General features: G+C 62.4%; 26 protein-coding genes and 1 tRNA gene. 9 read left to right on the forward strand and 18 right to left on the reverse strand.

What is annotated here, in order from left to right; all coding sequences use genetic code 11:
* Positions 1-74: 74 nt before the first annotated feature.
* From G7077_RS02080 to G7077_RS02095, 4 genes are all read left to right on the forward strand, one after another.
* Positions 75-638: an OsmC family protein gene (locus G7077_RS02080; protein WP_166410275.1), complete on the forward strand. Its 564-nt coding sequence runs from the start codon at positions 75-77 to the stop codon at positions 636-638.
* Positions 639-744: 106 nt separating this feature from the next.
* Entirely contained in the window at positions 745-2727 is a 1983-nt protein-coding gene (gene parE, locus G7077_RS02085; RefSeq protein ID WP_166410276.1) for a DNA topoisomerase IV subunit B, read from the forward strand.
* Positions 2728-3927: 1200 nt separating this feature from the next.
* The gene (locus G7077_RS13860) at positions 3928-4065 is read left to right on the forward strand and encodes a hypothetical protein (protein ID WP_206367665.1); all 138 of its coding nucleotides are present in this window, start codon (positions 3928-3930) and stop codon (positions 4063-4065) included.
* 407 nt (positions 4066-4472) lie between these two features.
* Positions 4473-4862, forward strand: coding sequence for a DUF4019 domain-containing protein (locus tag G7077_RS02095; protein WP_166410278.1), 390 nt, complete (start codon positions 4473-4475; stop codon positions 4860-4862).
* A gap of 82 nt (positions 4863-4944) precedes the next feature.
* On the opposite strand, the gene G7077_RS02100 is transcribed toward G7077_RS02095, so the two are convergent.
* Positions 4945-5310 (reverse strand): iron chaperone, encoded by a 366-nt coding sequence (locus tag G7077_RS02100; protein ID WP_166410279.1) that lies wholly within the window; start codon positions 5308-5310, stop codon positions 4945-4947.
* A 215-nt stretch (positions 5311-5525) separates the two neighbouring features.
* Between G7077_RS02100 and G7077_RS02105 the strand changes: the two genes are divergently transcribed.
* The 3 genes from G7077_RS02105 (at position 5526) to G7077_RS02115 (ending at position 7688) form a co-directional block, all read left to right on the forward strand.
* Positions 5526-5681 (forward strand): Flp family type IVb pilin, encoded by a 156-nt coding sequence (locus G7077_RS02105; protein WP_425505295.1) that lies wholly within the window; start codon positions 5526-5528, stop codon positions 5679-5681.
* Positions 5682-6061: 380 nt separating this feature from the next.
* A complete protein-coding gene (locus G7077_RS02110; RefSeq protein ID WP_246167469.1) occupies positions 6062-6577 on the forward strand; it encodes a PilZ domain-containing protein in 516 nt (171 codons plus the stop codon).
* Positions 6578-6665: 88 nt separating this feature from the next.
* Positions 6666-7688, forward strand: a complete 1023-nt coding sequence (locus G7077_RS02115; RefSeq protein ID WP_166410282.1) for an amidohydrolase family protein — start codon at positions 6666-6668, stop codon at positions 7686-7688.
* 131 nt (positions 7689-7819) lie between these two features.
* Here the strand turns inward: G7077_RS02115 and G7077_RS02120 are convergent, their stop codons facing one another.
* The 4 genes from G7077_RS02120 to G7077_RS02135 all read right to left on the reverse strand — a co-directional run bounded on the left by G7077_RS02120 (position 7820) and on the right by G7077_RS02135 (position 11520).
* A complete protein-coding gene (locus tag G7077_RS02120) occupies positions 7820-9229 on the reverse strand; it encodes an erythromycin esterase family protein (protein ID WP_166410283.1) in 1410 nt (469 codons plus the stop codon).
* Between the two features lie 144 nt (positions 9230-9373).
* Entirely contained in the window at positions 9374-9760 is a 387-nt protein-coding gene (locus G7077_RS02125; protein WP_166410284.1) for a response regulator, read from the reverse strand.
* Positions 9761-9955: 195 nt separating this feature from the next.
* A complete protein-coding gene (locus tag G7077_RS02130; RefSeq protein WP_166410285.1) occupies positions 9956-10975 on the reverse strand; it encodes a sensor histidine kinase in 1020 nt (339 codons plus the stop codon).
* Positions 10976-11139: 164 nt separating this feature from the next.
* Entirely contained in the window at positions 11140-11520 is a 381-nt protein-coding gene (locus G7077_RS02135; RefSeq protein ID WP_166410286.1) for a nuclear transport factor 2 family protein, read from the reverse strand.
* Between the two features lie 155 nt (positions 11521-11675).
* Here G7077_RS02135 and G7077_RS02140 point away from each other — a divergent pair, with 155 nt between their 5' ends.
* Together G7077_RS02140 and G7077_RS02145 are read left to right on the forward strand one after the other, a co-directional pair.
* On the forward strand, positions 11676-12692 hold the full coding sequence (locus G7077_RS02140) for a hypothetical protein (RefSeq protein WP_166410287.1): 1017 nt from the start codon (positions 11676-11678) through the stop codon (positions 12690-12692).
* A complete protein-coding gene (locus tag G7077_RS02145) occupies positions 12689-12862 on the forward strand; it encodes a hypothetical protein (protein ID WP_166410288.1) in 174 nt (57 codons plus the stop codon). Before G7077_RS02140 ends, G7077_RS02145 begins: the two co-directional genes overlap by 4 nt.
* Before the next feature lie 23 nt (positions 12863-12885).
* Here G7077_RS02145 and G7077_RS02150 read toward each other — a convergent pair whose 3' ends face one another.
* The 13 genes from G7077_RS02150 to G7077_RS02210 form a co-directional block, all read right to left on the reverse strand.
* On the reverse strand, positions 12886-14007 hold the full coding sequence (locus G7077_RS02150; RefSeq protein ID WP_166410289.1) for a PAS domain-containing sensor histidine kinase: 1122 nt from the start codon (positions 14005-14007) through the stop codon (positions 12886-12888).
* A complete protein-coding gene (locus G7077_RS02155) occupies positions 13994-14779 on the reverse strand; it encodes an alpha/beta fold hydrolase (protein WP_166410290.1) in 786 nt (261 codons plus the stop codon). Before G7077_RS02155 ends, G7077_RS02150 begins: the two co-directional genes overlap by 14 nt.
* A 55-nt stretch (positions 14780-14834) precedes the next feature.
* Positions 14835-14999 carry a hypothetical protein gene (locus G7077_RS02160; RefSeq protein WP_166410291.1) on the reverse strand — a complete coding sequence of 55 codons (165 nt, stop codon included), beginning with the start codon at positions 14997-14999 and terminating at the stop codon, positions 14835-14837.
* Between the two features lie 226 nt (positions 15000-15225).
* Positions 15226-16224, reverse strand: a complete 999-nt coding sequence (locus G7077_RS02165) for an SDR family oxidoreductase (RefSeq protein WP_166410292.1) — start codon at positions 16222-16224, stop codon at positions 15226-15228.
* A gap of 186 nt (positions 16225-16410) precedes the next feature.
* Positions 16411-16485 (reverse strand) — tRNA-Gln (locus G7077_RS02170).
* Between the two features lie 44 nt (positions 16486-16529).
* Positions 16530-17420 (reverse strand): branched-chain amino acid aminotransferase, encoded by an 891-nt coding sequence (locus G7077_RS02175; RefSeq protein WP_166410293.1) that lies wholly within the window; start codon positions 17418-17420, stop codon positions 16530-16532.
* Positions 17421-17443: 23 nt separating this feature from the next.
* The gene (locus tag G7077_RS02180; RefSeq protein ID WP_166410294.1) at positions 17444-18271 is read right to left on the reverse strand and encodes a pyrroline-5-carboxylate reductase family protein; all 828 of its coding nucleotides are present in this window, start codon (positions 18269-18271) and stop codon (positions 17444-17446) included.
* 6 nt (positions 18272-18277) lie between these two features.
* Positions 18278-18787, reverse strand: a complete 510-nt coding sequence (locus G7077_RS02185; RefSeq protein WP_166412263.1) for a type III secretion system chaperone family protein — start codon at positions 18785-18787, stop codon at positions 18278-18280.
* A gap of 3 nt (positions 18788-18790) precedes the next feature.
* Positions 18791-19105: an accessory factor UbiK family protein gene (locus G7077_RS02190; RefSeq protein ID WP_166410295.1), complete on the reverse strand. Its 315-nt coding sequence runs from the start codon at positions 19103-19105 to the stop codon at positions 18791-18793.
* A gap of 12 nt (positions 19106-19117) precedes the next feature.
* Positions 19118-19630 carry a TspO/MBR family protein gene (locus G7077_RS02195; protein WP_166410296.1) on the reverse strand — a complete coding sequence of 171 codons (513 nt, stop codon included), beginning with the start codon at positions 19628-19630 and terminating at the stop codon, positions 19118-19120.
* 14 nt (positions 19631-19644) lie between these two features.
* On the reverse strand, positions 19645-20172 hold the full coding sequence (locus tag G7077_RS02200; RefSeq protein ID WP_166410297.1) for a superoxide dismutase family protein: 528 nt from the start codon (positions 20170-20172) through the stop codon (positions 19645-19647).
* Between the two features lie 29 nt (positions 20173-20201).
* The gene (locus G7077_RS02205; protein ID WP_166410298.1) at positions 20202-22082 is read right to left on the reverse strand and encodes an acetyl/propionyl/methylcrotonyl-CoA carboxylase subunit alpha; all 1881 of its coding nucleotides are present in this window, start codon (positions 22080-22082) and stop codon (positions 20202-20204) included.
* 4 nt (positions 22083-22086) lie between these two features.
* Positions 22087-23688, reverse strand: coding sequence for a carboxyl transferase domain-containing protein (locus tag G7077_RS02210; protein WP_166410299.1), 1602 nt, complete (start codon positions 23686-23688; stop codon positions 22087-22089).
* Positions 23689-23788 lie beyond the last annotated feature (100 nt).

A 23788-nucleotide genomic window follows, 5' to 3' on the forward strand; every position in this document is an offset into this window, starting at 1 on the left:
AATGCGGCCGGATCGTACCTCCATGTCACTCGCCGGCCGATCTCCGGACGGCGGTCGAACAGGGAGTTTCCGACATGCTTGCAAAGACTGACAACGCGCCGGTCAACGGCATCGACACCGCCGCCCTCGGCACCGTCGTTCAGGCCGTCAAAGCCGATCCGTCGAAGGCCAAGGTCGGCTTCGACGTCGTTACTCGCTGGACCGGCCAGACCGGCAGCGAGACCGAAGTCACCGGCTTCGACATGGCGGGCGAGCGCGTGACCCGCAGCCACACCATCCGCGCCGACGAGCCGCTCCAGCTGCTTGGCGCAGACCAGGCCGCCAACCCGCAGGAGCTGCTGATGGCCGCGCTGAACGCCTGCATGACGGTCGGCTATGTCGCCAATGCGGCGCTTCGCGGCATTGCCCTCGACAAGCTCGAGATCCGCACCAAGGGCGAGCTCGACCTTCGCGGCTTCCTCGGCCTCGATGACAATGTGAAGCCCGGCTACGACACCGTCGAATATGAGGTGACGATCGCCGGCGACGGCAGCCGCGAGGATTTCGAGGCCATCCACCAGGCGGTGATGAAGACCTCGCCCAATTACTACAACGTCTGCAACCCAATCCGTACCACGGCCCATCTGGTCGTCGGCTGAGGTTGCGCGCGGGTCTCGGCTGCTCCGGGACCCGCAACGCGCCTGTGGATAACTAACCTGCCTCAACCTTGGCAGCCCGCCCACCACGCGTATAGCTTGGCTGCAAATGGCCGACCTCTTCGCTTCCCCCTCCGCGTCCTCCACGCCCGACAGCTACGACGCCTCGTCGATTGAGGTGCTGGAAGGCCTTGAGCCCGTCCGCCGCCGCCCCGGCATGTATATCGGCGGCACCGACGAACGCGCGCTCCATCACCTCGCCGCCGAAGTCATCGACAATTCGATGGACGAGGCGGTCGCCGGCCATGCCAGCCGCATCGAGGTCATCCTCGACGCCGGCAACAAGCTGACCGTCATCGACAACGGCCGCGGCATGCCCGTCGACCCGCACCCCAAATATCCGGGTAAGTCGGCACTCGAGGTCATCCTCACCATGCTCCACTCGGGCGGCAAGTTCGAGGGCAAGGCGTACAGCACCTCCGGCGGCCTCCACGGTGTCGGCGTCAGCGTCGTCAACGCGTTGTCCACCGAGACGATCATCGAGGTCGCCCGCGACAAAAAGCTCTACCGCCAGAGCTTCGCCAAGGGCCTGACCACCTCGCCCTTGCAGGAAGTCGGCGCCGCCCCCAACCGCCGCGGCACCAGCGTAACCTTCACCCCCGATCCCGAAATCTTCGGCGAGGCGGCTAGGTTCGATCCCGCCCGCCTCTACAAGCTCGCCCGCTCCAAGGCCTATCTGTTCGCCGGCGTCGAGATCCGCTGGCGCTGCGACCCGTCGCTGGCGACTCCCGAGGTGCCGGAAACCGCCACCTTCCAGTTCGCGAACGGCCTCGCCGATCACCTAGCCGAACAGCTCGGCGACCGCCCGGCGATCACCAACCAGCCGTTCACCGGCCGCCAGGACTTCCCCGAAGCCCAAGGCAGCGCCGAATGGGCCGTCGCCTGGCCCCTCTACAGCGACGGCTCCGAAAGCTATTACTGCAACACCATCCCCACCCCCGACGGCGGCACCCATGAGGCGGGCCTCCGCGCCGCCCTCACCAAGGGCATCCGCGCGTTCGGCGAGCTTGTCGGCAACAAGCGCGCCAAGGACATCACCGCCGACGACGTCTTCAACGGCGTCGAGCTGATGCTCAGCGTCTTCATCCGCAACCCGCATTTCCAGAGCCAGACCAAGGACCGCCTCACCAGCCTTGAAGCCGCCCGCTTCGTCGAGGCCGCCGTCCGCGACCATTTCGACCATTTCCTCGCCGACAATATGGATCGCGGCCGCGCACTCCTGGGCTCGATCATCGAGCGGATGGACGAGCGCCTAAAGCGCCGCGCCGAGCGCGAGGTGAAGCGCAAGACCGCCACCAGCGCCCGCAAGCTCCGCCTACCCGGCAAGCTCACCGACTGCGCCAGCGACGATCCCGAAGGCACCGAACTCTTCATCGTCGAGGGCGACAGCGCCGGCGGCTCCGCCAAGCAGGCCCGCGACCGCAAGACTCAGGCGATCCTCCCCATTCGCGGCAAGATCCTCAACGTCGCTAGCGCCAGCGCCGACAAGATCCGGGCCAACAGCGAGATCGCCGATCTTCAGCTCGCGCTCGGCTGCGGCATCCGCGACAAGTTCGACGAGGCGAGCCTCCGCTATGAGCGGATCATCATCATGACCGACGCCGACGTCGACGGTGCCCACATCGCCACCCTGCTGATGACCTTCTTCTTCCAGGAAATGCCCGAGCTGGTCCGCCGCGGCCACCTCTTCCTCGCGCAGCCGCCCCTCTACCGCATCACCGCCGGCGCCAAGAGCATGTACGCCCGCGACGACGCCCATCGCGCCGAGATCGAGGCCAAGGAATTCAAGGGCAAGAAGGTCGAGGTCTCCCGCTTCAAGGGCCTTGGCGAGATGAACCCGAACCAGCTCAAGGAAACCACCATGGACCCGAAGACGCGGTCCATGCTGCGGGTCACATTACCGTCGGCCTATGAAGACCGGCAGCCCGTGAAGGACCTCGTCGAGCGGCTGATGGGCAAGAACCCCGAACACCGCTTCAACTTCATCCAGGAGCGGGCGTCGGCGGTCGAGGATGACGCTATCGATGCTTAAGGCGTGACGATAAGCACCGCCCTTTAGCTATTCTGGCGAGTGATGGCGCTCGCGAACGGATGAGCAACTCGACGACATACTGAATGGAAGTTTTTCCGACTAGTCCGGCCTTCATCGGAGCGGTGGCCGAACGCAACAGACCCGACAGCGCGAGACGTCAGAAGCCGATCGCCAGATGGCACTCTGGGGTCTGATCTACGCCTTCATTGCTGCAGTGACTGGCATGATCGCACTGTTCAAGTAGATCCGGCAGCACCAATGTCTGCGCTGGTCGAAGGACTTCCGCTGAATGTCCGCAATGGGTGGAAAGCGGACGTTAGTCACTATTGCAGCCGACGCATTGGACGCCCGTAATCGACGCGCACCAAGCGTCCTTGCCGAAGATAGTAGGTCACGAGCTGGAATGGGTACTCCGGATGGTAGGCTATCTGGCCTTCCCTGCCTGCCGGTGGGATTGGATTGCTAAACTCCAGCACACCGATCCCTCCGTCTGCCAGTCGATAGAACGCCTCACGGCTTACCGAAGTACCTTGAGGCTCGTCGGAGGTTTTTGGCGCGTAGCTTCGCAGAAAACCAAGCCATGCGTTACGGTCGGAGAAGGCTAATTTTCCATCCCGATAGACCTTTACGTTCGGAGAGACGGACCGTTCGAACCTATCAACATCTGCTGGGATGCGCTTGGGCAGGGCCCTCAAAAAGTTCTGCAGCTCCTGCTCTTCTGCAGGAGAAGGAGGTGGTGGAGGAGCAGCAATCGATAGACCTGCCGAAGCCAGAACGCCCGCAGCTACAAGGCAAGGTATCAATTTCATCGCGTAGGACTCCGGCGGGGCCGAGCCTGCTGATGCTGCCACTGCCGCGGAATGTCTGCAATGGGTCGATTACAGACCTTTGCTGAATGTCTCGAAGGGGTGGAAAGCGGCCGTTCGGGACTCATTTGGCATTGCACCTTTGGAGTGTATGTTGAGCTGACCGGACGCATTCCGGTGCAAGGAGGTCTTCATGCTCCCTCTCGCATTTGCTGCCGTTCTCGCCCTTGGCGGCGCTTCTCAGATTTATGGCCCTCCGGCACCTACTGTCAGGCCGACACCCACTTTCAGCGGGTCCACGCCTACAAGTGCAGATGAAGTGCGCTCAGAGATAAACCATGCTCGTGAGTCCGGGCAGCTATCGCGCAAGCAGGCGAAAGAACTGCGGGCGGAAGTGGGTGAGATCGGAAACCTGGAGCAACGGTTTGCTCAGGATGGCCGCCTGACCGCCGCCGAAAGTGCAGAGCTGCAGAACCGCGCAGAGGTTGTTCGGGCAATCACCCGTGCCAAGAGTGCCGGACTTATCAAGTAAGCTGTAGCGATCAGCGTCGCCCCCATAGGACCGACACGCGGATAGACCACGTGTCCGTTTCGGGAGTCAAAGACCCAAGCTCAGGCTAAGCCCGCCGTAGGCGCGAGGAGATGATGAGGGCTGCCCCAAGCAAAGCCATAAGTGCACCGCGAGCGATCCAAGGACGCTGATCGATCATGAAGCTTGAGGCGGGCCACTGAATGATCCCTGCACCCTGAGCAGCCCAAAGAAGCCCCATCAGCAATGCGAAGATCCCAAGAATTAGAAGCGCAGTTCTCATAACCGCTTGTCTGGTCGACTTACCGAACGTCTGCAACGGGTGGAAAGCAGACATTCGTCGCGGGGCTTGCGAAGCGTCGACTGAACAGCCAGACTTGTGACCGCCGGATTGTCAGTAGGAGTTCACGATGCTCGCTATCCTCCTTTCGGCTGCACTGGCCGGGGCCGCGCCAGTAAACCAAGAGCCGAACCTAGCCGCAGCTAAGAGTTGGATTAGCCTAGTGGATTCCAAGCGATGGGATGACAGCTGGACCGCTGCCGGAACTCTGTTCAAATCACAGATGCCGCAAGCGCGTTGGGTCGCGACAATTGCCCCCGTTCGAGAGCCGTTGGGTCCAGTTTCGTCGCGAGCTTTGAAGAGTGTGACAAAGGCGAAGTCCTTGCCCGGTGCTCCCGACGGTGAATACGAGATAGTGCAGTTCGACACGAACTTCGCCAACAAGGCTGCTGCGACTGAGACAGTTGTCCTCTCCCACGAGACTTCCGGCTGGAAGGTGGACGGCTACTTCATCAAGTAGCGGCTAATGTCCGCTTTGGGTCGGAGGCAGACCTTCGTTGCATATGCGTTGGGTGGAAAGCGGACGTTCAATCAAACTCGCACTACATCCACTGAGCGTCGCGTTCGAGCACGTCGCAAAGCCGCTGCACGGCCATATCATTCACGAGTTGCTCGGGGAGTGGTCGGTCGTAAGCAAACTTGACTGTGCATCGCGTGTACTCGATGCCATCGAGGGTATCGGCGAAATGGCTGATGACGGATAGTGTGGGTGCAAAGGAAACATAATTCTTTCGCGCCGTGAACATGTAGAGAATGCGATCCAACGTAAACGCTGGCTCGCTCCACTTGATGCATTCCTTCGCATCTGGAACAGCTTCCTTAAGGGTTTGACGCAGTTGCCGCAGAAGCGGCTGCGCATCTGGTGCAGCAGCGTCAATATACTCATCGATGGTAGTCGGTTTCGGCATCGATGGGTTCTCCCCTCAGCCAGCAACTGATCCTGCCCGGAACGGCGCTCTCCCGCGAGACTTAGCAAACGCGGCATAATGTTCGCAACGGCTCGACTGCAGACCTCCACCGGTCGTTAAGCCTTTCGACATGCCTGGCTGCCACCATAGGCAAGCCCATCCGAGGTTGAAGCTGCGGCTGGTGGTGTGAGGTGACTCAGAGGAGAGCTGTTGTGATGAAGCTTCTTGAGCTGACCAAGAACGAAGAAGGTGCGACGGCAATCGAGTACGCGCTGATTGCCACGCTCATTGCTGTTGCTGCAATCGCAGCCATGGGCAGCCTGGGCAACAAGCTGGACACGACGTACAACAACGTTGCTGCCAAGCTCTAGGCCGGCCGCGCGGACCATAGCTTGTCCGAAATCGTTGGAACACAGACCTTTGTTGGATGTCGTCAAAAGCCTTCGGCGACTGTCTTCCGGACAGATTGCAGGGCATTTCTAACCCAAGGCGGCGAACGTCCGCCACGGAAGGCAAGGTACAGAAACGCGGACCTATTCTCGGCAGGCGGCTGAATGGGACACTAAGATCCGAGCAGCGAAATGAACGAAACGGGGGGTCTGACAGGCCTTTGTAAACCATTACGAGCGCACTCGCCGTATCCAGAGAGTGAATCCCCGACGTGTGTAACTTATCCGACAAGAGCTCCTGGTCCACGAAGACAGACTTCGAGGTCGCCGCAATGCCGCGTGTTGAGCGGCGGCCAGTGGAGATGCGAGCCTATGCCATTCGCTTCGACAACTCGATCTTGGACCTGTCGTTGGTGAACCTATCGTATGATGGCTGTGCGGTCGAAACGACGGAGCAGCTGATACCGGGCGAACTGCTCAGACTGTCTGTCTTGGAGCGCGGCTTCGTTAAGGCAGCTGTGCGCTGGTACAAGGACAGGAAGGCCGGCCTTCTTTTTGAACCCGAGGGATACGAGCCGGCCCATAAACAGCGATCTGCCCAACGCCCTCTGATATCAGCCCCGGTCGTGCTCAGAAGGGCGGGGAGAGGCGGGTATCCTGTTCAAACCAAAGATCTGACGCGGTTCGGCTGCAGGTGCGAGTATGTGGAAAGGCCGAACATCGGCGAGACTGTTTGGATAAGGCTCGACGGCCTTGAAGCACTTGAAGCAAGGACTTGTTGGCTGGCCGAGTCCAATGTTGGACTGGAATTCCTAAACCCCATTCACCCAGCCGTGTTCGATCTGCTGCTTGAGCGCACTCAAGGGAAACTGGGATAGTCGGATTAGGTCGGAAAACGGAACTTACTCCGTCGCCCGATTGCCCGGGATGCTGCTGGTGAGTAAGTATTCCAGAGGGGGTGGTCTCATGAGAGTTGCAGCCATCATCGGGGCAGTGTCCCTCGCCTGTTCGACCACCACCGCGAATGCGGCGCCCACCGCCCATGGTCCGGTGCTCGACATGCATGTCCACGCTTATGGAGCCGGCGGCCAGGGCCCGCCATCGTTCGTATGCGCCCCGTTTCCGGCATTTAAGCCTCTCGATCCTGGAACGGGCGGCAAGGGTCTTCCGGGCTATATGCGCAGCATGTTCGGTGAGCCCGACTGCCCTAAGAAGTACCGGTCCGCGTCAAGTGACGACGATCTGCGGACACGCACCATCGCAATGCTCAGGAAGCATGACGTGTACGCGATTGCGGGCGGAAGTCCGGCCTACGTTGACCGCTGGCTTCGGGACGAACCGACCCGCATCCTGCCCGCGGTGGGTGCTGGGTCTCCGGACAAACTGCCAAGCGTCGAGGAACTGCGACAACGGCATACCCTTGGCCGTCTCAAGGCCCTGTCCGAATTGAGCCTTCAGTATCAAGGGATCGCGCCTGGCGATCCGCGAATGGAACCCTATTGGGCGCTTGCGGAAGAACTCGACGTTCCGGTGGGAATACACATGGGTCCAGGGCCGCCTGGAACAACCTATTTCGCCACTCCGCTATACCGGGCGGCGTTGACGGACCCGCTGCAGCTTGAGCCTATCCTTGTTCGCCATCCCAAGCTGCGGGTATTTGTGGTTCACGCGGGATACCCAATGAAGGAGCGCATGCTGGCTCTCATGGCTGCGCACCCACAGGTCTATGCGGAGTTTGGGTTCCTCACGATCGGCTATCGCGACAGCGATATCTGGCCCTACCTCCAGTCGTTCATCGACGCGGGTTTCGAGGATAGGATCCTCTACGGCACCGATCAGATGGTCTGGCCCGAACTTATTGAAGTCGGGATCCAGCGTGTCTGGACTGCTCCGCGGCTCACACGAACTCAGAAGCGCAAGTTTTTATACGAAAACGCGGCTCGTTTTCTTCGGATCGATCCGGCGAAAACCGGCATTCTGCAGAGGTAGTCGGCAGTCGTCCCGATATGCCCCGGTGTGTACAGCCCAGTTTGCTTTGGCTGTAAGCAGACGCTCTTCGAAGCACTCGCGCCTATCACGTGAGCAGGAAACCCGCTTCGGTCGAGGCGTGACCGGCCGGTCTACTGCGGGGAATCGGTTTCCTTTGGAAGAGCGTCTGGCCAAGTTCGGGCTGGAGACATGCGCCGATGCCAGACGATCACGTCGTAGCCCGTACCCGGTGGAAGATCAGGATCCCCACCAGTCTGAAAGTCATTTGGATCAAACCGCCATCCGATGAGGCCCCAGTAGACCGGCCGCTTTGCCCAGCGGTCAAGTGCTTGGGTGCGAGGGCGGGCAGAAACATCGAGCCAGATGCCGTCACCTGTCAGAGGTGAAAAAACCGAGCCGAGATCTCCTGGTCGGTCATTGCGAGCTGGGCTGTCGCTGAATACGCGCTCACCGCGAGCGGGTGATGGAGACTTGCGCGGCAGCGCCACTGCACGGACCACAGCTCGCGACCAGGTAAACCCCACCGCGCGATAGTCGTGTTTCAGCTCACGCCGAAGGACCACGCCGGTAGTGACATGTCCTTTATCTTCCCAGCCCGGAGATGCCCAGACGATGTGGCTGTTCTGCGCCCATAAGGCGGCCCGTCCTGATCCGAGGCGACTGAGAAGGTTGCTGGCCATGTCTCGGTCACGACGTCCCCAATATTCTATCGGGATCGTTTTCTGATCTGCACCCGCGTAATCGAACTCAAAGGCATATAGCCCCTGCCTTGCTGCTCGCGCCGCATAGACAGCTTCGGCAACTTGTTCGTCATTTTTCCCGTTAGCCGTTTTTGAAGTGAGCTCATGTTCAAGACCGGTCGCGGCATCCAGCAAGCGCTTGATCGTGGCGGCGTCGGCATTTTTCACCCAATCCGGAAGGAATGGCGCGCGTCCACCATCCGCCGGGAGGATCGGGGCCAGCCTTCTCCGGAGGACGTCCGCGTCAACGGGCGAATAGCGCGCTAAGGTTTTCAGTGCGAAATCGGCATCGTCGCCGCTTTCTTGAACATCAATTCCGTAGATCCGGATCGGCTTCTGCGAGGTCTGGTTCCAAGCACGTAACCAGAGCAGAAGTCCTGCAAACGCGTCATTGCGCCAGATTGAAAAGAAGCTTGGCGACCGGATCAGCGCAGCAGGGTCGCCTTCGCCCGTGACAACGTATCGATCAAAGCCATATCCCGCCGCTCGGTTGCACTCCACCGCCACAGCATCGATTGCTCCTGAACGAACAAGCGCCTTGATGAGCTCGGCCTTGAACGCCTGATCCTGATGAGTGCCGTGTGTAGCTTCGCCAATGCCAATGACCTTGGCGCCATTTAGCCGCTCTACGATACCTCTGAGATCAGCGTCAGCGACTGCAGATGGGTTGAAGCGATGGCCAGCAGCAGAGATCCACCGACGTGCCGCGGCGTCGTCTGCAATGGCGGTGGTAGGCTGTTTGGAATGGGCTTGTTGAGCAGATGACAGCGCCAACAAAGCCGCGAGCCATTTCGCTGTCATTCACCCGCCCCTGCGCTGTCGATTACTGCGCCAGACTTGGCTGAATTCGATCGGAAGGCAAGCGCAACCGCAGGCAACCTGCCTAGCGAATTGTGGTGAAGGCTATAATGGTTGCGAACGTCCGCAATGGGTGGAAAGCGGACGTTAGGTTGTTAGGGGCAAGGCATTCAGGAGTGTCGCGATAGCGGTTACCAACTGGGCTGTGGCGAATGGCTTTTGTAGCATAATGCTATCGGGAACGCCGTGGGCGGTATGTTCGTGGGCACTATCACCTGACGTGTACACGATCGGGATATGAGGCGAGAGTTCGCGGGCTCGCCGAGCCACTTGCCAGCCGTCGAGGTCTCGTCCGAACCGAATATCGGTCACCACGGCCGCAAGCTCCGCGTGCTTGGCTTCGATCACCTCCACTGCGGCTGCACCTCCAAGCACGTGGTGCACAGAAAAGCCCGCCTCTTCCAAAGCATCTTGAAGGTTGAGGGCTATCAGAGTTTCATCCTCTACCAAGAGGACGGACAGTGCTGGCTGCACGGCTTGCTCCACGAGGCTGATGTCAGAGCCCGACCCAAGGGTCTCTCATCGCGAGCAAGCCAAGGAGGCGGGCGATAACGCGGCGTTAACAGCCATTCGGGCGGAAGACCAGATTTGTCGCATACTAGACACTACGGTCTAAGGTCTGTTTCAGGAGGGTAACCGCTGAATGTCAGCAGCCGGTGGTGCAGACGCTCAGTTTCCTAGTTCCAACTCGATTGTGCAACGCAGTCCGTCGGGCTCGAAGGCCAACTTAGTTCCAGCGCCGGTGCGTTTCAGAAGCCGGCTGCCGAAGCCGCTGTGGGCGGACGGTGCAACCACTGGACCGCCAAGCTCTTTCCAATGGATGACATAGCGGGTCGGAGCTTTTCTCAGTTCCAATATCACCTCGCCCGTGGGCACCGAAAGCGCACCATATTTGAGAGCATTCGTCGCGAGCTCATGGATACACAGCGCTAAGGAGACCGCTTGGGAGCCGTTTAGCATCCCGTTCGAGCCTTCGATCTTGATGCGGTGTTCGGCAGCTCCGAAAGGACCGAGTGCCGACCGGATCACATCCATAGCCAACGCTGAGGGATGGGATACGTGCTTTGTCAGCAGCCTATTGGCTTCCGCGATCGCTCTGAGCCGGCCAGCGAACGCTTTGGCATCATGGGTGTCTGAGCCGATCGTCTGGAAGGCTATGCTTTGAACAATTGTGAGCGCGTTATTCAGGCGGTGCGCCATTTCCTGCGCGAACAACTCGAGCTTGTTTCGTTCCGCCTGCAGCCGGAGAAGCTCGCTCGAATGACGTGCTCGCTCGCTAGAGCGATAAAGCCACGCAGTACTGACGATGACCGACGCTATGACGAAAAACCCTATCAAAGGGATCCAAGCACCGTTGGAAAGATCCCAGGAATAGGGGTTGAAGAATAGGTACCAACAAAGAAGGCCTCCAACGATCGCAGCCACGATCCCACTCTGAAGGCCGACGAAGGTCGTGACGATCGCGATACAGATGACTACCGTGATGGTTGGTAGTTGCTGGGGTCTCAAAGGCAGTGAGTACCGCACAGCGACGGCGATCAAAGCTGCTAACACGCCAATCAGAACCTGGGTCGGAAACCCGAACTCCGGCCTGGTGGTGAGCTCCTTTCTGAGGCGCGCAGGGAGCAGCTTCGGGCCGCCTTCTGCGGTTGGTTCGCCCCTGTCCAGTTCCGACTCCGACAACCTCATCGAATGCGGATCGCAGAATTCCTTCCGCCTCTCAACACGGCTGGGTCTGCGGGCGGTCAATGGGGGGCCTCAGGGTCGACTATGGGTCGAAAGCGGACGTCCGCATCTTATGACTCGAACGGTGACAGGATCGCCGACCCGCCGGAACCGCTGCGCTTGGCAGTTCAGCCTCTAACGTTGGCTTGCGCCCAGGCGAACTCCGCCCTGAATGGCGCCGAGTCATAGAGGAGGCTCAACCGTCCGGCCCGGCCGTCGACGAAGCCGTCGAACAGGTCGACACGGTCGAACACATATTCCCTGCCGGTCGCGAAGGTCCAACGGCAGGTCAGGTGGAATGCGATTGCGCCGTCGTTCGACATGAAGGAACGCTTGCACGTCGCCCCCGCCTTGCGAGAATCGACGAGCAGCCGTTCGAGGTAGTTCCTGACCGGATTCTCGCCATACAGCGGCGAGACGACCACTGCGTCTTGCGTGAAGAGCGACATGGCGCCTTCGACATCGGCGGTATTAAGCGACGCAATGTAACGGTCGCGAAAGCTGTCCACGCCTTCTCCTGATGCTGCGAAGTCTTACCCACGCGATATACGTGCACCTCGGGTCCGCGGCCAGAGCAGGACTGATACGACCCTCAAGCGTTGGATCGGGGCAGCAGGAAATTTGGGCTGTCCTACAAGCCCCCTTCTATGTTCCATATAGGTTCATGAAACATGCATCATACCTACCGGAACCGGCACCTCAGGCATTGAGCGAGGAGCAGGTCGACACCCTTATCGAAATTCTCAGCCGCGATCCCGACCGACTGGCGCAGGTGATCAGCCGCGCGGGGCCGGAGGACGAACGGGGCGACGGCTGGACTCCGCCACGCCGCCGCCTGTTTCTGTCCGTGCTTGCCGAGACCGGGCGGGTCGATCAGGCCTGTTACTGGTCCTCACTGTCGCGGCAGTCCGCTTATCGGCTTCGCGCCCGCGATCCCCTGTTCGCCGCCGGTTGGGCCGCCGCGGCGGAGATCGCCCGCACCTTGCTTGCCGACACTTTGTTCGAAAAAGCCATCGACGGGATCACCGAGACCATCGTCAAGGAGGGCGAGGTTGTCGCCGAGCGTCACCGCTTCGACTCCCGCCTGTCGGTCGCCGTCCTCAACCGGCTCGACAAGCGCTGCGACCGCGCCGCCGAGCAGGGCGCCCGCCACCTCCCCGCCATTGCCCAATGGGACGAGTTCCTGAACCTTATCGGCAGGGGCGACGAGGCGGGCGCCGAGGACCTGCTGGATGCGGCGTCAGAACGTCAACCGTGTAAACTTCCTCTCGGGGAATCTCCTACAGATGCGCAAGCGTCACCTCCCGACGAGCCCGCCGAGGACGACCTGTCCACCCGCTGCTGGCAGGATGATCACGGCAATTGGCTGACCAACTTCCCGCCCCCGCCCGGCTTTTGCGGGTACGAGAAAGGCCATTGGCGCGACTATGGCTACGAGCGCGATTGCACTGACGAGGAGGCCGATCTCCTCGATGCCAATGATGAGGCGGCCAATGCCGAGGAAGAAGTGGAGGATGCCGCCCTGCGCGACCGATGGTTCGCCCAATTGGCGGGCGACGAGGATGATGCACCCGTTGCGGATGGCGAGGCGGAGGCCATAGCGGACGCGCGCTATTCCCGATCGGACGCCTCGTTAACCTCTGACGCGCTAGGCTCGCCGGTGAAGGAGACCTCCCAGTGAAATTCATCCACCTCAAGTCGCGCGGCGGCGATTACATGGTCGTGGCGCAGAACGTCGCCTGGCTTCGCGCGCATGAGAATGGCCAGACCAAGATCGGCATGATCGGCAGTGAGGCGATCCAGGTCGCCGGCACCATCGAGGAAACCGCCGCCGCCATCCTCGCCGGCTGAATATCGCCGCGCGCGCAGCCGCTTTAGGGCAGCCGTTCCAACGGCATGGTGAAGGTGAACCGCGTCTCGCCGTCGGTGGAGGTCACATCCATGGTGCCGCCATGGGCCTTGGCGATCTCGTTGACGATGAACAGCCCGAGGCCCAGGCCGTGCTGGCTCTTGCCGACCACCCCCCTGAAGAAGGGCTGGAACAACTGTTCGCGGGCTTCCGGCGGGATCGGCTTGCCCCCGTTGCTGACCGATAGCGTCAGTGCCTTGGCGTCCGTCGCCGCGACGATGCTGATCGGAACGTTCGCTGCGCCGTGGGTCAGCGCGTTGGCAAGCAGGTTCGACGCAAGCTGGCCGATCCGGCCGCGGTCGCAATATACCGGCTCGGCGATGTCGATGCTCGCCCATATCGTCCGCTCGGGGGCGATCGCGCGGATCTCGGCAACCACCTGCTCCAGGACAGGTGTCAGCGGCTGGTCGGAATTGCGGTCGAGCGACAATCCTCCGCCAAGCCGCCCCCGCGCGAAGTCGAGGAGGTCGGCGATCAGGTCGCTGGCGCGCTTGATGCTGGAATTCATCTCCCCGACCACGGCCTGGCCGCGTTCGCTGAGCCGCTCGCGGTGCTCGATGATGGCGAGGCCCGCGGCCAATGCCGATAATGGATTGCGCAGATCGTGGCCAAGAACGGCAATGAACTGCTCACGGAGCGCCGCGGTCTCTGCCCCGAGGTCGAGCGCGGCTTCCGCCTTGATCCGGGCATCGACCAGGCTCCGTTCATAGGTGCGGCGGTCGACCGCCCGGAACAAGGTCATCCGGGTGGCGACATGGCGCCCGCTATCGTCCCTCTTCTCGGCGGCATTGGCGATGAACGGGACCTTGGACCCGTCCTGGCCAAGGAGGTCGAAGGCCACTTCCTCGACCCGGCCCTTCAGCCGGAGCAGCGGCACCAGATGCGTTTCAAAGGCCAGTCTCGCACCGAAGCTCAGCACGTCTCGAAACTGCTTCCCAATCAGCGTGCCGCTGTCGGTCCCAAGCCAGTCCGCAAGTGTCCTGTTGGCCTTGATGACCTGCCCGGCGGGGGTCAGCGACAGATAGCCGCAGGGCGCATTCTCGTAGAGGTCGCCAAGGTCTTCGGCGAACGCGTCAGACGAATTCACGGATCGCCGCCGTCACTTCGTCCGGTGCGCTGAGGTTGGGGCAATGGCCGGTCGCATCCAGCATCCGCAGGCGGCTGTTGGGAATGTGGGCGTGCACATATTCCCCGACGCAGACGGGGGCGATGATATCCTCCTTGCACTGGAGGATCAGCGTTCGGGCGGTTACTGATGGCAAGTCGGCGCGATTGTCCGACAGGAACGTCACCTTCGCGAACTGGCGCGCGATCTCGGGATCGGTCGCGCAGAAGCTGATCTCAAGGCTGGTGCTGAGCTCGGGACGGTCGGCATTCCCCATGATCGCTGGCGCCATTGCGGCCGACCAGCCCAGGTGATTGTCCCTGAGGAAATCGAGCAGCTCGGCAATCTGCTCGTTGGAAAAGCCGCCGACATAACCCTCGTCGTTGATGTAACGCGGCGATGGGCCGACCATCACAAGGTCGGTGAACATGCCCGGCGCCTTGATGCTCGCCAATGCACCGATCATCGCGCTGACGGAATGGCCGACAAAGATCGCGTCGCTCAGGCCGATTGCGTGGCCGATCTCCACCACGTCATCGGCATAGCCGTCGAGGGAAGCATATCTCTGCGGATTGTAGGCGTTGAGGTCGGAGCGTCCGGCACCCACATGATCGAACAGGACGATCCTGAAATCGCCCGCGAACCGATTGGCGACGTCGGCCCACATGTGCTGATCGCAGCCAAACCCATGCGAAAAGACGATGGTGCGGGCACCGTCGCCGAACATGTTCACATTATTTCGGCGCAGGACCATGCGGCATGGCTAACACTTTAACTTGCATCAAAACAGTGGGCGCCGCGACAATCACCTATTCTTCGGCAACGTCCTTCGGAGGAAGCGCGGCCGCTTTCTCCTCGCATTCCTCCGCCATCGCCGTCAGCGTTGCCGCAGAAGCACGATCTTCCATCTTGGACGCAAGGGCGCGGCATTGCGCTGACCTGGTCAGCAGATCACGCGCGGTTTCATCGATCATGCATAACTGGACTAACAAGAGTTAAGAACGTTCCGGATTTCACGGAATTGTTCTTCGCGTCCGAACGTCCCGTAACCAGTGGCGACACCGGTCGTCGATGTCGCCGCAGCATGGAGTTGCTCACTCCGGCCGATGGCGTCCGCTTGGATGGTAATGGGCGCCGTATGCTGGCACCGGACCGGCTACGCAACGAGCGGCGTTACAAGAGCAAGTCCCTCAACGTCGTTTACGGGCTCCCCTCACCGCCATTCGCCCCCACGACACCGCCGGTGGTAAAACTGCTCTCATCCGACCCCATCAGCACGAACAGAGGCGCGAGCTCCACGGGCTGTCCGGCGCGGCCGAGCGGCGTGTCCTGGCCGAATTCACCCATCTTGCCGGGCAATTGCCCGCCCGCCACCTGCAGCGGGGTCCAGATCGGTCCCGGTGCGACGGCATTCACCCGTATCCCCTGCTTCACCACCTGCTTGGCCAGTGCCTTGGTGAAGATCAGCAGCGCGCCCTTTGTCGAGGCATAATCGAGCAACTCCACCTCCGGCTCATACGAGTTGACTGAGATGGTGTTGATGATCACCGACCCCGGCTTCATCAGCGGGATCGCCGCCTTGCTGATCCGGAACGGCGCATAGATGTTGGTCTTGAACGTGCGGTCGAACTGCTCGTCCGACACGTCGAAGATATGCTCCTTGCTCTGCTGGTAGGCTGCATTGTTGACCAGCAGGTCGAGCCCGCCGAGCTGCCGCGCCGCCTGCCCGGGCAGGCCTTCGCAAAACTCGCGCGATTGCAAATCGCCGGGTATCGCCACCGCCTTGCGCCCCGCCTGTCGGATGAGGTCGACAACTTCCCGTGCGTCCGGCTCTTCGGACGGGTAGTAGTTGATGGCGACGTCTGCTCCTTCCCGGGCGAAGGCGATCGCGGCAGCCCGGCCAATGCCGCTGTCACCGCCGGTCAGCAGCGCCTTGCGCCCAGCCAGCCGGCCCGATCCCTTGTAGCTTCGCTCGCCATGGTCGGGCCGCGGGTTCATCTTGCTCGCGAGCGCCGGCCACGGCTGTCGTTGTTCAGGAAACGGCTCGGAAGTATATTTCGTGCGGGGGTCGGTCAGGGCCACGGTGCCGTCTCCAATTGCGGATGCTGAAGGCTGGGCGGAAGCGCGGGTGGACAATATTGCGAATCCGGCGGCCGCACCGCCAAGGACGGTTCGCCGCGTAGTATCCATGCCAGCCATGATCACGCTCCGCTGTTCCCGGCCCGAACCGACGGGGGAACGACAAGTTCAGCACCTGCCCTCATTCCGGTATCCACATGATACGAGCGTGACTTGGCGGCTCACGTCCGCTTTCACGCAGCGACTTGGATAGGTGATTACGTCGTGCCCTGCACCGGCAGCGGCGACCGGGACGAGTTCTGGAGCTGGCTGGGGCGGCAGGATTCGAACCTGCGAATGCCGGTACCAAAAACCGGTGCCTTACCACTTGGCGACGCCCCAGCAGAGCGGCGGCTTATAGCTGCCGAACCGCGACTTGAAAGACCCTAAGCGTTGACGAGGCGTCCGTTGACGAGGTCGTCGTAATCGCGGGCCAGCTGCCGCGACAGGTCGCCAATCTCGAAGTTCCAAGGCCCAGCCGACTGGATGAACGTCACTTCGGCGGCGCTGCCCGTGATGAACATCTGTTCGAAGCCTTCCAGCTCCTCCGGCCAGATGGCCCGTTCGACCACCTGGACTCCGCGCTTGGCGGCAAGCTCCATCACCGTTTGGCGGGTGATTCCGTTGAGGAAACAGTCCGGGGTGGGCGTGTGAAGCACGCCATCCTTGAAGAAGAATGCGTTCGCGCCGGTCGCTTCCGCCACCTGGCCGCGCCAATCGAACATCAGCGCATCATTGTAACCCCGCCCTTCCGCATGATGCTTGGACATGGTCGCGATCATGTAGAGGCCCGACGCCTTGCTGTGCACCGGGGCCGTATGCGGCGCCGGCCGGCGCCACGGTGCGATGTCGAGGCGCAGGCCCTTGGCGGCAACGGCAGGGTCGAAATATTTGCCCCATTCCCAAGCAGCGACGGCAAGGTGAGGCTTTGTGGCCTGCGCCGAAACGCCCATCTGCTCCGATCCGCGCCAGGCGACCGGCCGAACGTAGGCGTCGACAAGCCCGTTGGCCTTCAGCACCTCGTTACAGGCAGCGTCGATCTCTTCCGCGCTCCAAGGCAGATCGAAGCCGAGGATGCGGGCACTGTTGACCAGGCGCTCGCTATGCTGACGGAGCTTGAAGATCACGCCATTGTAGGCCCGCTGCCCTTCGAACACCGACGAGGCGTAATGCATCGCATGGGTCAGGATATGGACGTTGGCTTCACGCCAGGGGACGAGTTTGCCGTCGAACCAGATGAAGCCGTCGCGGTCGTCGAAAGTGCGGGTGTCAGCCATGAGCGGCGACTAAGCCAGCCTCGTCAATGGAGCAAGCCGTCGGACCCGGCGACCTCGCTTCCAAGCTGCGTGCCGCGAGCGGCGGCAGCGTCGATCACCTCCATGACGAGCGAGTCCAGCCGGCCGTCCTGATCGAGGACGGCGAGGCCTGCCTCGGTCGTTCCTTTGGGGCTGGCGACCCGCCGGGCGAGATCGTCCATGCTTTCGCGCGTGCTCGCGGCCAACCATCCGGTGCCGTAAACCGTCTCCACCGCGATGGCCTGCGCCGTGTCCGGCGACAGCCCGCGGGCAACGCCGCCCTTGGCCAGCGCGTCGATGAAGCGGGCAACGTAGGCCGGTCCGGACCCGGCGACCGCGCCGACTGCGCCGAAACGCGCTTCGTCGAGCGTCCAAAGACCGAAGCCGAGATGTTCGAAAAGACGGGAAACCTCGGCCTTCGCCGTGTCGCCGGCATCCTCGCTATACAATGCGGTGACTCCCCGCCGGACGGCCACGGCGAGGTTGGGCATTGCACGGACGATGGTTGCAGCGCCCGGGAAATGCCGCCGCAAGGTCGCGGCATTGGCACCGGCGAGCAGCGACAGGACGATCGTCTTGGCGCTGAGGTAGGGCGCAAGCTGGGGCGCGACCTCGCCAAGCTGTTGCGGCTTGAACCCGAGAACCACCAGCCGCGGCGGCGGGCCAGCCTGCCCTGCCGAGGTCACGGTTCGAACGCCCTCGACCGGCGTTCCGCTAGGACGGACGACGGTCACAGGCGCGAAGTCGGCGGTCGCCGATCGCCAGCCGTCGACCAAGGCGCCCGTCATGTTGCCGCAGCCGATCAGCCAGGTGGGCGAAGGAAAGATGTTCATTCTTGGCTATGCCTCGCCATGGGTGTCGATGAGTGCGGCGGAAATCGCCTCGGTAGGGGTCTTGCCGCCCCACAGCACGAACTGGAACACGGGGTAGAAGCGCTCACATTCCTCAAGCGCCGCTTCGGCAATGGCTTCAGCCTGCGCGAAGCTCAGCCCCTCCCCTTCCCGCGCGTCCAGAATGGTTGCGTGGCGGAACACGACGATGCCGGATCCAGACCACATCTCGAAATGGCCGAGCCAAAGCTGTTCGTTGATAAGGCCAAGCGCTTCGTAGATCGCGGCCCTTTTTTCCGGACCCACCTTGATGTCGGGAAAAGTCAGGAATTGAAGCACCTGATCCTCGGGCCGCCAGACGCCGCGAAGCTCATATTGCGCCCAGCTACCGGTGGCCGACGCGACGATCTCCCCGTCGCCGGATCGCTCGCACGCCCAGCCGCGCGCTTCGAAATATTGTTCCAGCACCTCGATGGGAGCGCCGTCGTCGCGCTCCTCCTGGCCTTCTTCCTCGCTCAGGGGTCAGACTCCCGCCGCGCCGATGTCGCCAGGCTTTGCCTTGCCACGCGCCTTGGCCGTGCCGGCGGCCGGACCCTCCACCTTGGCTTCAAGGGCGGCAATGCGGGCTTTCAGAATTTCATTCTCGTCGCGGGCGGCAGCGGCCATCGCCTTGACGGCGTCGAATTCGTCGCGGGAGACGAAGTCCATGCCGCCCATCCACTCGCGCATCTTCTCCCGCGCCGAGGATTCGGCTTCGCGGCCCATGCCGGCGAAGGTGCCGGCGACGCCGTTCACCATCTTTACGAAATCGTCGAACAGGCGGTTTTCCGACTGCATTGCCGTTGCTCCCTACAGCCCGAGCACGGACTGGCCGGCACCCGGGTTCAAGCTGTCGATCGCGGAGTTCAAGGTCGCCGCGAAGATCAGCCACGCCAGATAGGGGAGCATCAGCAATCCCGCCAGTGGCCGCAACCGATAGAATTGGCCGGCCGCGGCGGCCGCGATGCCCGCCATCAGGAATATGACGATCTTGGCCAGTCCGATATCATGGGCGGCGAAGAACAAGGGCGACCAGAGATAATTCAGAACCATCTGTGCAAAGAACAGGATCAGCGCCTCCTTGCGCCGCTTCGACGGCGGCTCGGCAAGGATCATCGCCAGTGCAAGGCCGAGCAGGATGTAGAGGATCGTCCAAGCGACCGGGAACAGCCAGCTTGGCGGCATGAAGCCAGGCTTGGCGAGCCCGTCGAACCATGCGTTGCCATAGCCGGAGTTGGAGAGCCAGCCGCTCGCAAAGCCGAGCAGAAGCACGGTGGGGACGGTAAGGAGGGCGATGCGCTGCCAGGCGCGGCGCTCGGTCATGCTCGCTCCGGCCGTTAGCGAACTGGCGGCACCGGCATCGGCTGCAGCACCGCGCAGGCGATGCGCGTGCCGCTGTTGCCGCTCGGGTCGGTGCGATAGTCGTCCGCGGCCGAGTGGATCATCAGCGACGATCCGTCGGCGTCCATGAGTTGCGCATAGGTGGCGTTCGGCAACGTGACGCTTTCACGCACCCAGCCGTTCCCGGCGGCGGTAACGTTGGGCATGTCACCCGCGTGGGCGCCGTCAGGGTTCTGAAGGCCGTGCTTGCGGTCCGTGGGGTTCCAATGACCGCCGGCGCTCTCGAACGCGGGCCCGTCGCAGCGACCCTTGGTGTGGACGTGGACGCCGTGGATGCCGGCGGGGAGCTTGCTCGCCTCGATGCGGAAGGTCACGCCGCCCGGCGTATCCCAGGCGCGCACGGTGCCGATCTGCTGGCCGGCGCCGTTGACGATATTGCTGACGGGCCCACCGCGCGGCTCACCCGTGGCGGTGCAGGCGGCGAGTGCGACGGGGGCCAAGGCGGCTACCAACTTGATCTGCATGAGCGTGTCTCCTCGCCGGTGAGAATGCGTTAAGGGGCGGATGGTTCAGCGGAGATCATTTGCGCCAGCACCGCATCCACCTGCACCTGATCGCCAACAGCGACGTTCAGCTCCGCGACGACGCCGTCGAACGGTGCTACCAGCGCATGCTCCATCTTCATCGCTTCAAGGGTGAGCAGGCGTTGGCCTTTTGTGACGTGGTCGCCGAGCGAGACTTCCGTCGCAGTGACCTTGCCGGGCATGGGTGAAACAATGGCGCCGTTGCTCGCAAAGGCAGCGGTCGCGCTTCCCCTGACGGAGCGGCCGAACTCAAACGCTTGTCCTTCGTAGAAGACCACCACGCGCTCTCCGTCCGCGAAGCCCGAGGCAGCGGCGATCTCCCCATCGTCCGGGGAGACGATGCGGGTGCTGCCGGCTGCGGAAAGGGCGACACTTCTGCGTGCCGGTGCGTTCAAGCGAAAGCCGGCGAGCTCGCCCGAGCTCCCGTCTTCGGCCTCCGCAAGCGCGACCATCGCTGCTGCCCGGTAGATCGAGACGTTAGGCGCCTCATTGGGAACCAAGGCGTCGAGGTTCCGGCCGATGAACCCGGTATCGAGCCGAGCCGCTGCAAAGTCGGGGTGGAGCAAGGCGTTGAGCAGGAAGCCGGCGTTCGTGCGAACCGGCCAGACTTCGGTCCCGTCAAGCATTGCCGTGAGTGCAGCGATACTGTCGTCGCGTGTCTCGCCGGCTGCGACGAGTTTGGCGATCATCGGGTCGTAGAAAGGCGAAATGGCGTCGCCCTCCTCCACGCCGGTCTCCACCCGGCCCTCATCACCAAGCTCGAAATGTTCGAGATTGCCGATGCTCGGTAGAAATCCCTTCGCTGGATCCTCCGCATACAGCCGCGCCTCGATGGCATGGCCTTTGATCGACAGTTCCTCCTGCGGCTTCGGCAGCGGCTCGCCCGATGCCACTCGCAGCTGCCACTCGACCAAATCCTGACCGGTGATTTCCTCCGTCACCGGGTGCTCGACCTGGAGCCGCGTGTTCATCTCCATAAACCAGATTCGGTCGGCCCTAAGAGCCTCGGATCCGTCGGCGATGAACTCGATCGTTCCCGCGCCTTCGTAGTTGACCGCCTTGGCCGCGCGAACCGCGGCGCCGCACACGGCCTCGCGGGTCGCCTCGTCCATGCCGGGCGCGGGTGCTTCCTCGATCACCTTCTGGTGGCGGCGCTGGAGCGAGCAGTCGCGTTCGAACAAGTGGACGACGTTGCCGTGGCTGTCGCCGAACACCTGCACTTCGATGTGGCGCGGGCTTTCGATCCATTTTTCCAGCAGCACCACATCATTGCCGAACGACGAGGCCGCCTCGCGCCGGCAGCTTTCGAGCGCATCGTCGAAGTCGGCCGCGGCATCGACCTTGCGCATCCCCTTGCCGCCGCCTCCCGCAACCGCCTTGATCAGCACCGGATAACCGATCGCGTTCGCCTCGGCCTTTAGCCGATCCGCCGACTGATCTTCGCCAAGGTATCCGGGAGTCACCGGCACACCGGCTTCCGCCATCAGTTTCTTGGCGGCATCTTTCAGCCCCATCGCGCGGATGCTCTCCGGCTTGGGCCCGACCCAGATCAGGCCCGCATCGATCACGTCTTGAGCGAAGTCGGCATTCTCCGACAGGAAGCCGTAGCCGGGATGGATCGCTTCCGCCCCGGTCTGCTTCGCCGCTTCGATGATCTTGTCACCGCGCAGGTACGACTGGCGCGCTGGGCTCGGTCCGATATGCACGGCCTCGTCGGCCATCCGCACGTGCAGCGCTTTCGCGTCCGCGTCGGAGTAGACCGCGACGGTGCGGATGCCGAGCTTTCGGGCAGTCCGGATCACGCGGCAGGCAATTTCGCCGCGATTGGCGATGAGGAGCGACTTGATCATCGCATCACATCCGGAACACGCCAAACTGCGGACGTTCGGGTATTGTGGCATTCAGGCAAGCAGCGAACGCTAAGCCCAGCACATCGCGAGTCTGCGCCGGGTCGACGATGCCATCGTCCCATAGGCGAGCGGTGGCGTGCCAAGGGTTGCCTTCGTCCTCATACTTCTGGCGGATCGGGGCTTTGAAAGCCTCCGCCTCCTCCAGAGTCCACTTGTCGGCGTCTCGGTGCACCGTCGCCAGCACCGACGCTGCCTGCTCGCCTCCCATCACGCTGATGCGGCTGTTGGGCCAGGTGAACAGAAAACGTGGGGAATAAGCGCGCCCCGACATACCGTAATTGCCGGCGCCAAAGCTGCCGCCGATCAGCACCGTGACCTTGGGCACGGTTGCGGTGGCGACGGCGGTGACCAGCTTGGCGCCATGCTTGGCTATGCCTTCCGCCTCATACTTCCCGCCGACCATGAACCCGGAGATATTCTGCAGGAACAGCAAGGGAATGCGCCGCTGGCAGGCGAGTTCGATGAAATGCGCACCTTTCTGCGCACTCTCGCTGAACAGTACGCCATTGTTGGCGAGAATAGCGACCGGCACGCCCCAGATGTGCGCGAACCCGCATACGAGCGTGGTTCCGTAGAGGGGCTTGAACTCGTGCAGTTCGGAGCCGTCGACGATGCGCGCGATGATCTCGCGAACGTCATACGGCGCGCGCACATCTTCGGGGATCAGCCCGTACAATTCCTCTGCGTCGTGCAGTGGCGGACGCGGTTCGCGGCCCTCGATTGCTGCAGGCTTTGCTGCACCCAGATGACTGACGATGTCGCGGACGATCGTCAGCGCATGTTCGTCATTCTCGGCCAAGTGGTCGACGACGCCGGACTTGCGCGCGTGTAGGTCGCCCCCGCCGAGATCCTCGGCGCTGATCTCCTCACCCGTCGCCGCTTTCACCAGCGGCGGTCCGGCAAGGAAGATCGTGCCCTGGTTGCGGACGATCACGCTTTCGTCGCTCATCGCAGGAACGTAGGCGCCGCCCGCGGTGCAGCTGCCCATGACGCAGGCGATCTGGGCGATGCCCTTCGACGACATCTGGGCCTGGTTGTAGAAGATCCGGCCGAAGTGATCACGGTCGGGGAACACCTCCGACTGGTGCGGCAGATTGGCGCCGCCGCTATCGACCAGATAGATGCACGGCAGCCTGTTCTGCTCGGCGATTTCCTGCGCCCGAAGATGCTTCTTTACCGTCATCGGAAAGTAGGTGCCGCCCTTCACCGTCGCATCGTTGGCGACGATCATGGCTTGCCGGCCGGAAACCCGGCCAATGCCCGCGATCAGGCCCGCGCCCGGCACCTCACCGTCGTAGAGATCGAAGGCGGCGAGTTGGCCGATCTCGAGAAATGGTGAGCCCGGATCGAGCAAGCGCTCGACACGCTCACGCGGCAGCAATTTGCCGCGTGCGACGTGCCGTTCGCGCGACTGCTCACTTCCTCCGAGCGCCGCTGCAGCGACGTCCGCACGAAGCCTGTCGGCAAGGGTCCGGTTGTGCGCGGCACGGGCTCGGAACTCGTCGCTGTCGACGTTGACCTTGGTGTCGATACGCGGCGCGCTCATGCCCCTCTTTCATGCCGTTGGTCGAAAAGCCTTAGGCTCGAACTAGCCGGTCGGGCAGCTATTGGAAAGGACAGCGGCCGGGCGCTACCAGGGCCGCAGC

Source organism: Sphingomonas piscis, assembly GCF_011300455.1.
In the GTDB taxonomy this organism is placed as follows: Bacteria; Pseudomonadota; Alphaproteobacteria; order Sphingomonadales; family Sphingomonadaceae; genus Sphingomicrobium; species Sphingomicrobium piscis.

Excerpts from the sequence above, each read along its gene's own strand:
- G7077_RS02080 (WP_166410275.1), top strand. The coding sequence starts at position 75 with ATGCTTGCAAAGACTGACAACGCGCCGGTCAACGGCATCGACACCGCC.
- parE (WP_166410276.1), top strand. The coding sequence starts at position 745 with ATGGCCGACCTCTTCGCTTCCCCCTCCGCGTCCTCCACGCCCGACAGC.
- G7077_RS02095 (WP_166410278.1), top strand. The coding sequence starts at position 4,473 with ATGCTCGCTATCCTCCTTTCGGCTGCACTGGCCGGGGCCGCGCCAGTA.
- G7077_RS02100 (WP_166410279.1), bottom strand. The coding sequence starts at position 5,310 with ATGCCGAAACCGACTACCATCGATGAGTATATTGACGCTGCTGCACCA.
- G7077_RS02105 (WP_425505295.1), top strand. The coding sequence starts at position 5,526 with ATGAAGCTTCTTGAGCTGACCAAGAACGAAGAAGGTGCGACGGCAATC.
- G7077_RS02110 (WP_246167469.1), top strand. The coding sequence starts at position 6,062 with ATGCGAGCCTATGCCATTCGCTTCGACAACTCGATCTTGGACCTGTCG.
- G7077_RS02115 (WP_166410282.1), top strand. The coding sequence starts at position 6,666 with ATGAGAGTTGCAGCCATCATCGGGGCAGTGTCCCTCGCCTGTTCGACC.
- G7077_RS02120 (WP_166410283.1), bottom strand. The coding sequence starts at position 9,229 with ATGACAGCGAAATGGCTCGCGGCTTTGTTGGCGCTGTCATCTGCTCAA.
- G7077_RS02130 (WP_166410285.1), bottom strand. The coding sequence starts at position 10,975 with ATGAGGTTGTCGGAGTCGGAACTGGACAGGGGCGAACCAACCGCAGAA.
- G7077_RS02140 (WP_166410287.1), top strand. The coding sequence starts at position 11,676 with ATGAAACATGCATCATACCTACCGGAACCGGCACCTCAGGCATTGAGC.
- G7077_RS02155 (WP_166410290.1), bottom strand. The coding sequence starts at position 14,779 with ATGGTCCTGCGCCGAAATAATGTGAACATGTTCGGCGACGGTGCCCGC.
- G7077_RS02160 (WP_166410291.1), bottom strand. The coding sequence starts at position 14,999 with ATGATCGATGAAACCGCGCGTGATCTGCTGACCAGGTCAGCGCAATGC.
- G7077_RS02165 (WP_166410292.1), bottom strand. The coding sequence starts at position 16,224 with ATGGCTGGCATGGATACTACGCGGCGAACCGTCCTTGGCGGTGCGGCC.
- G7077_RS02175 (WP_166410293.1), bottom strand. The coding sequence starts at position 17,420 with ATGGCTGACACCCGCACTTTCGACGACCGCGACGGCTTCATCTGGTTC.
- G7077_RS02180 (WP_166410294.1), bottom strand. The coding sequence starts at position 18,271 with ATGAACATCTTTCCTTCGCCCACCTGGCTGATCGGCTGCGGCAACATG.
- G7077_RS02190 (WP_166410295.1), bottom strand. The coding sequence starts at position 19,105 with ATGCAGTCGGAAAACCGCCTGTTCGACGATTTCGTAAAGATGGTGAAC.
- G7077_RS02195 (WP_166410296.1), bottom strand. The coding sequence starts at position 19,630 with ATGACCGAGCGCCGCGCCTGGCAGCGCATCGCCCTCCTTACCGTCCCC.
- G7077_RS02200 (WP_166410297.1), bottom strand. The coding sequence starts at position 20,172 with ATGCAGATCAAGTTGGTAGCCGCCTTGGCCCCCGTCGCACTCGCCGCC.
- G7077_RS02205 (WP_166410298.1), bottom strand. The coding sequence starts at position 22,082 with ATGATCAAGTCGCTCCTCATCGCCAATCGCGGCGAAATTGCCTGCCGC.
- G7077_RS02210 (WP_166410299.1), bottom strand. The coding sequence starts at position 23,688 with ATGAGCGCGCCGCGTATCGACACCAAGGTCAACGTCGACAGCGACGAG.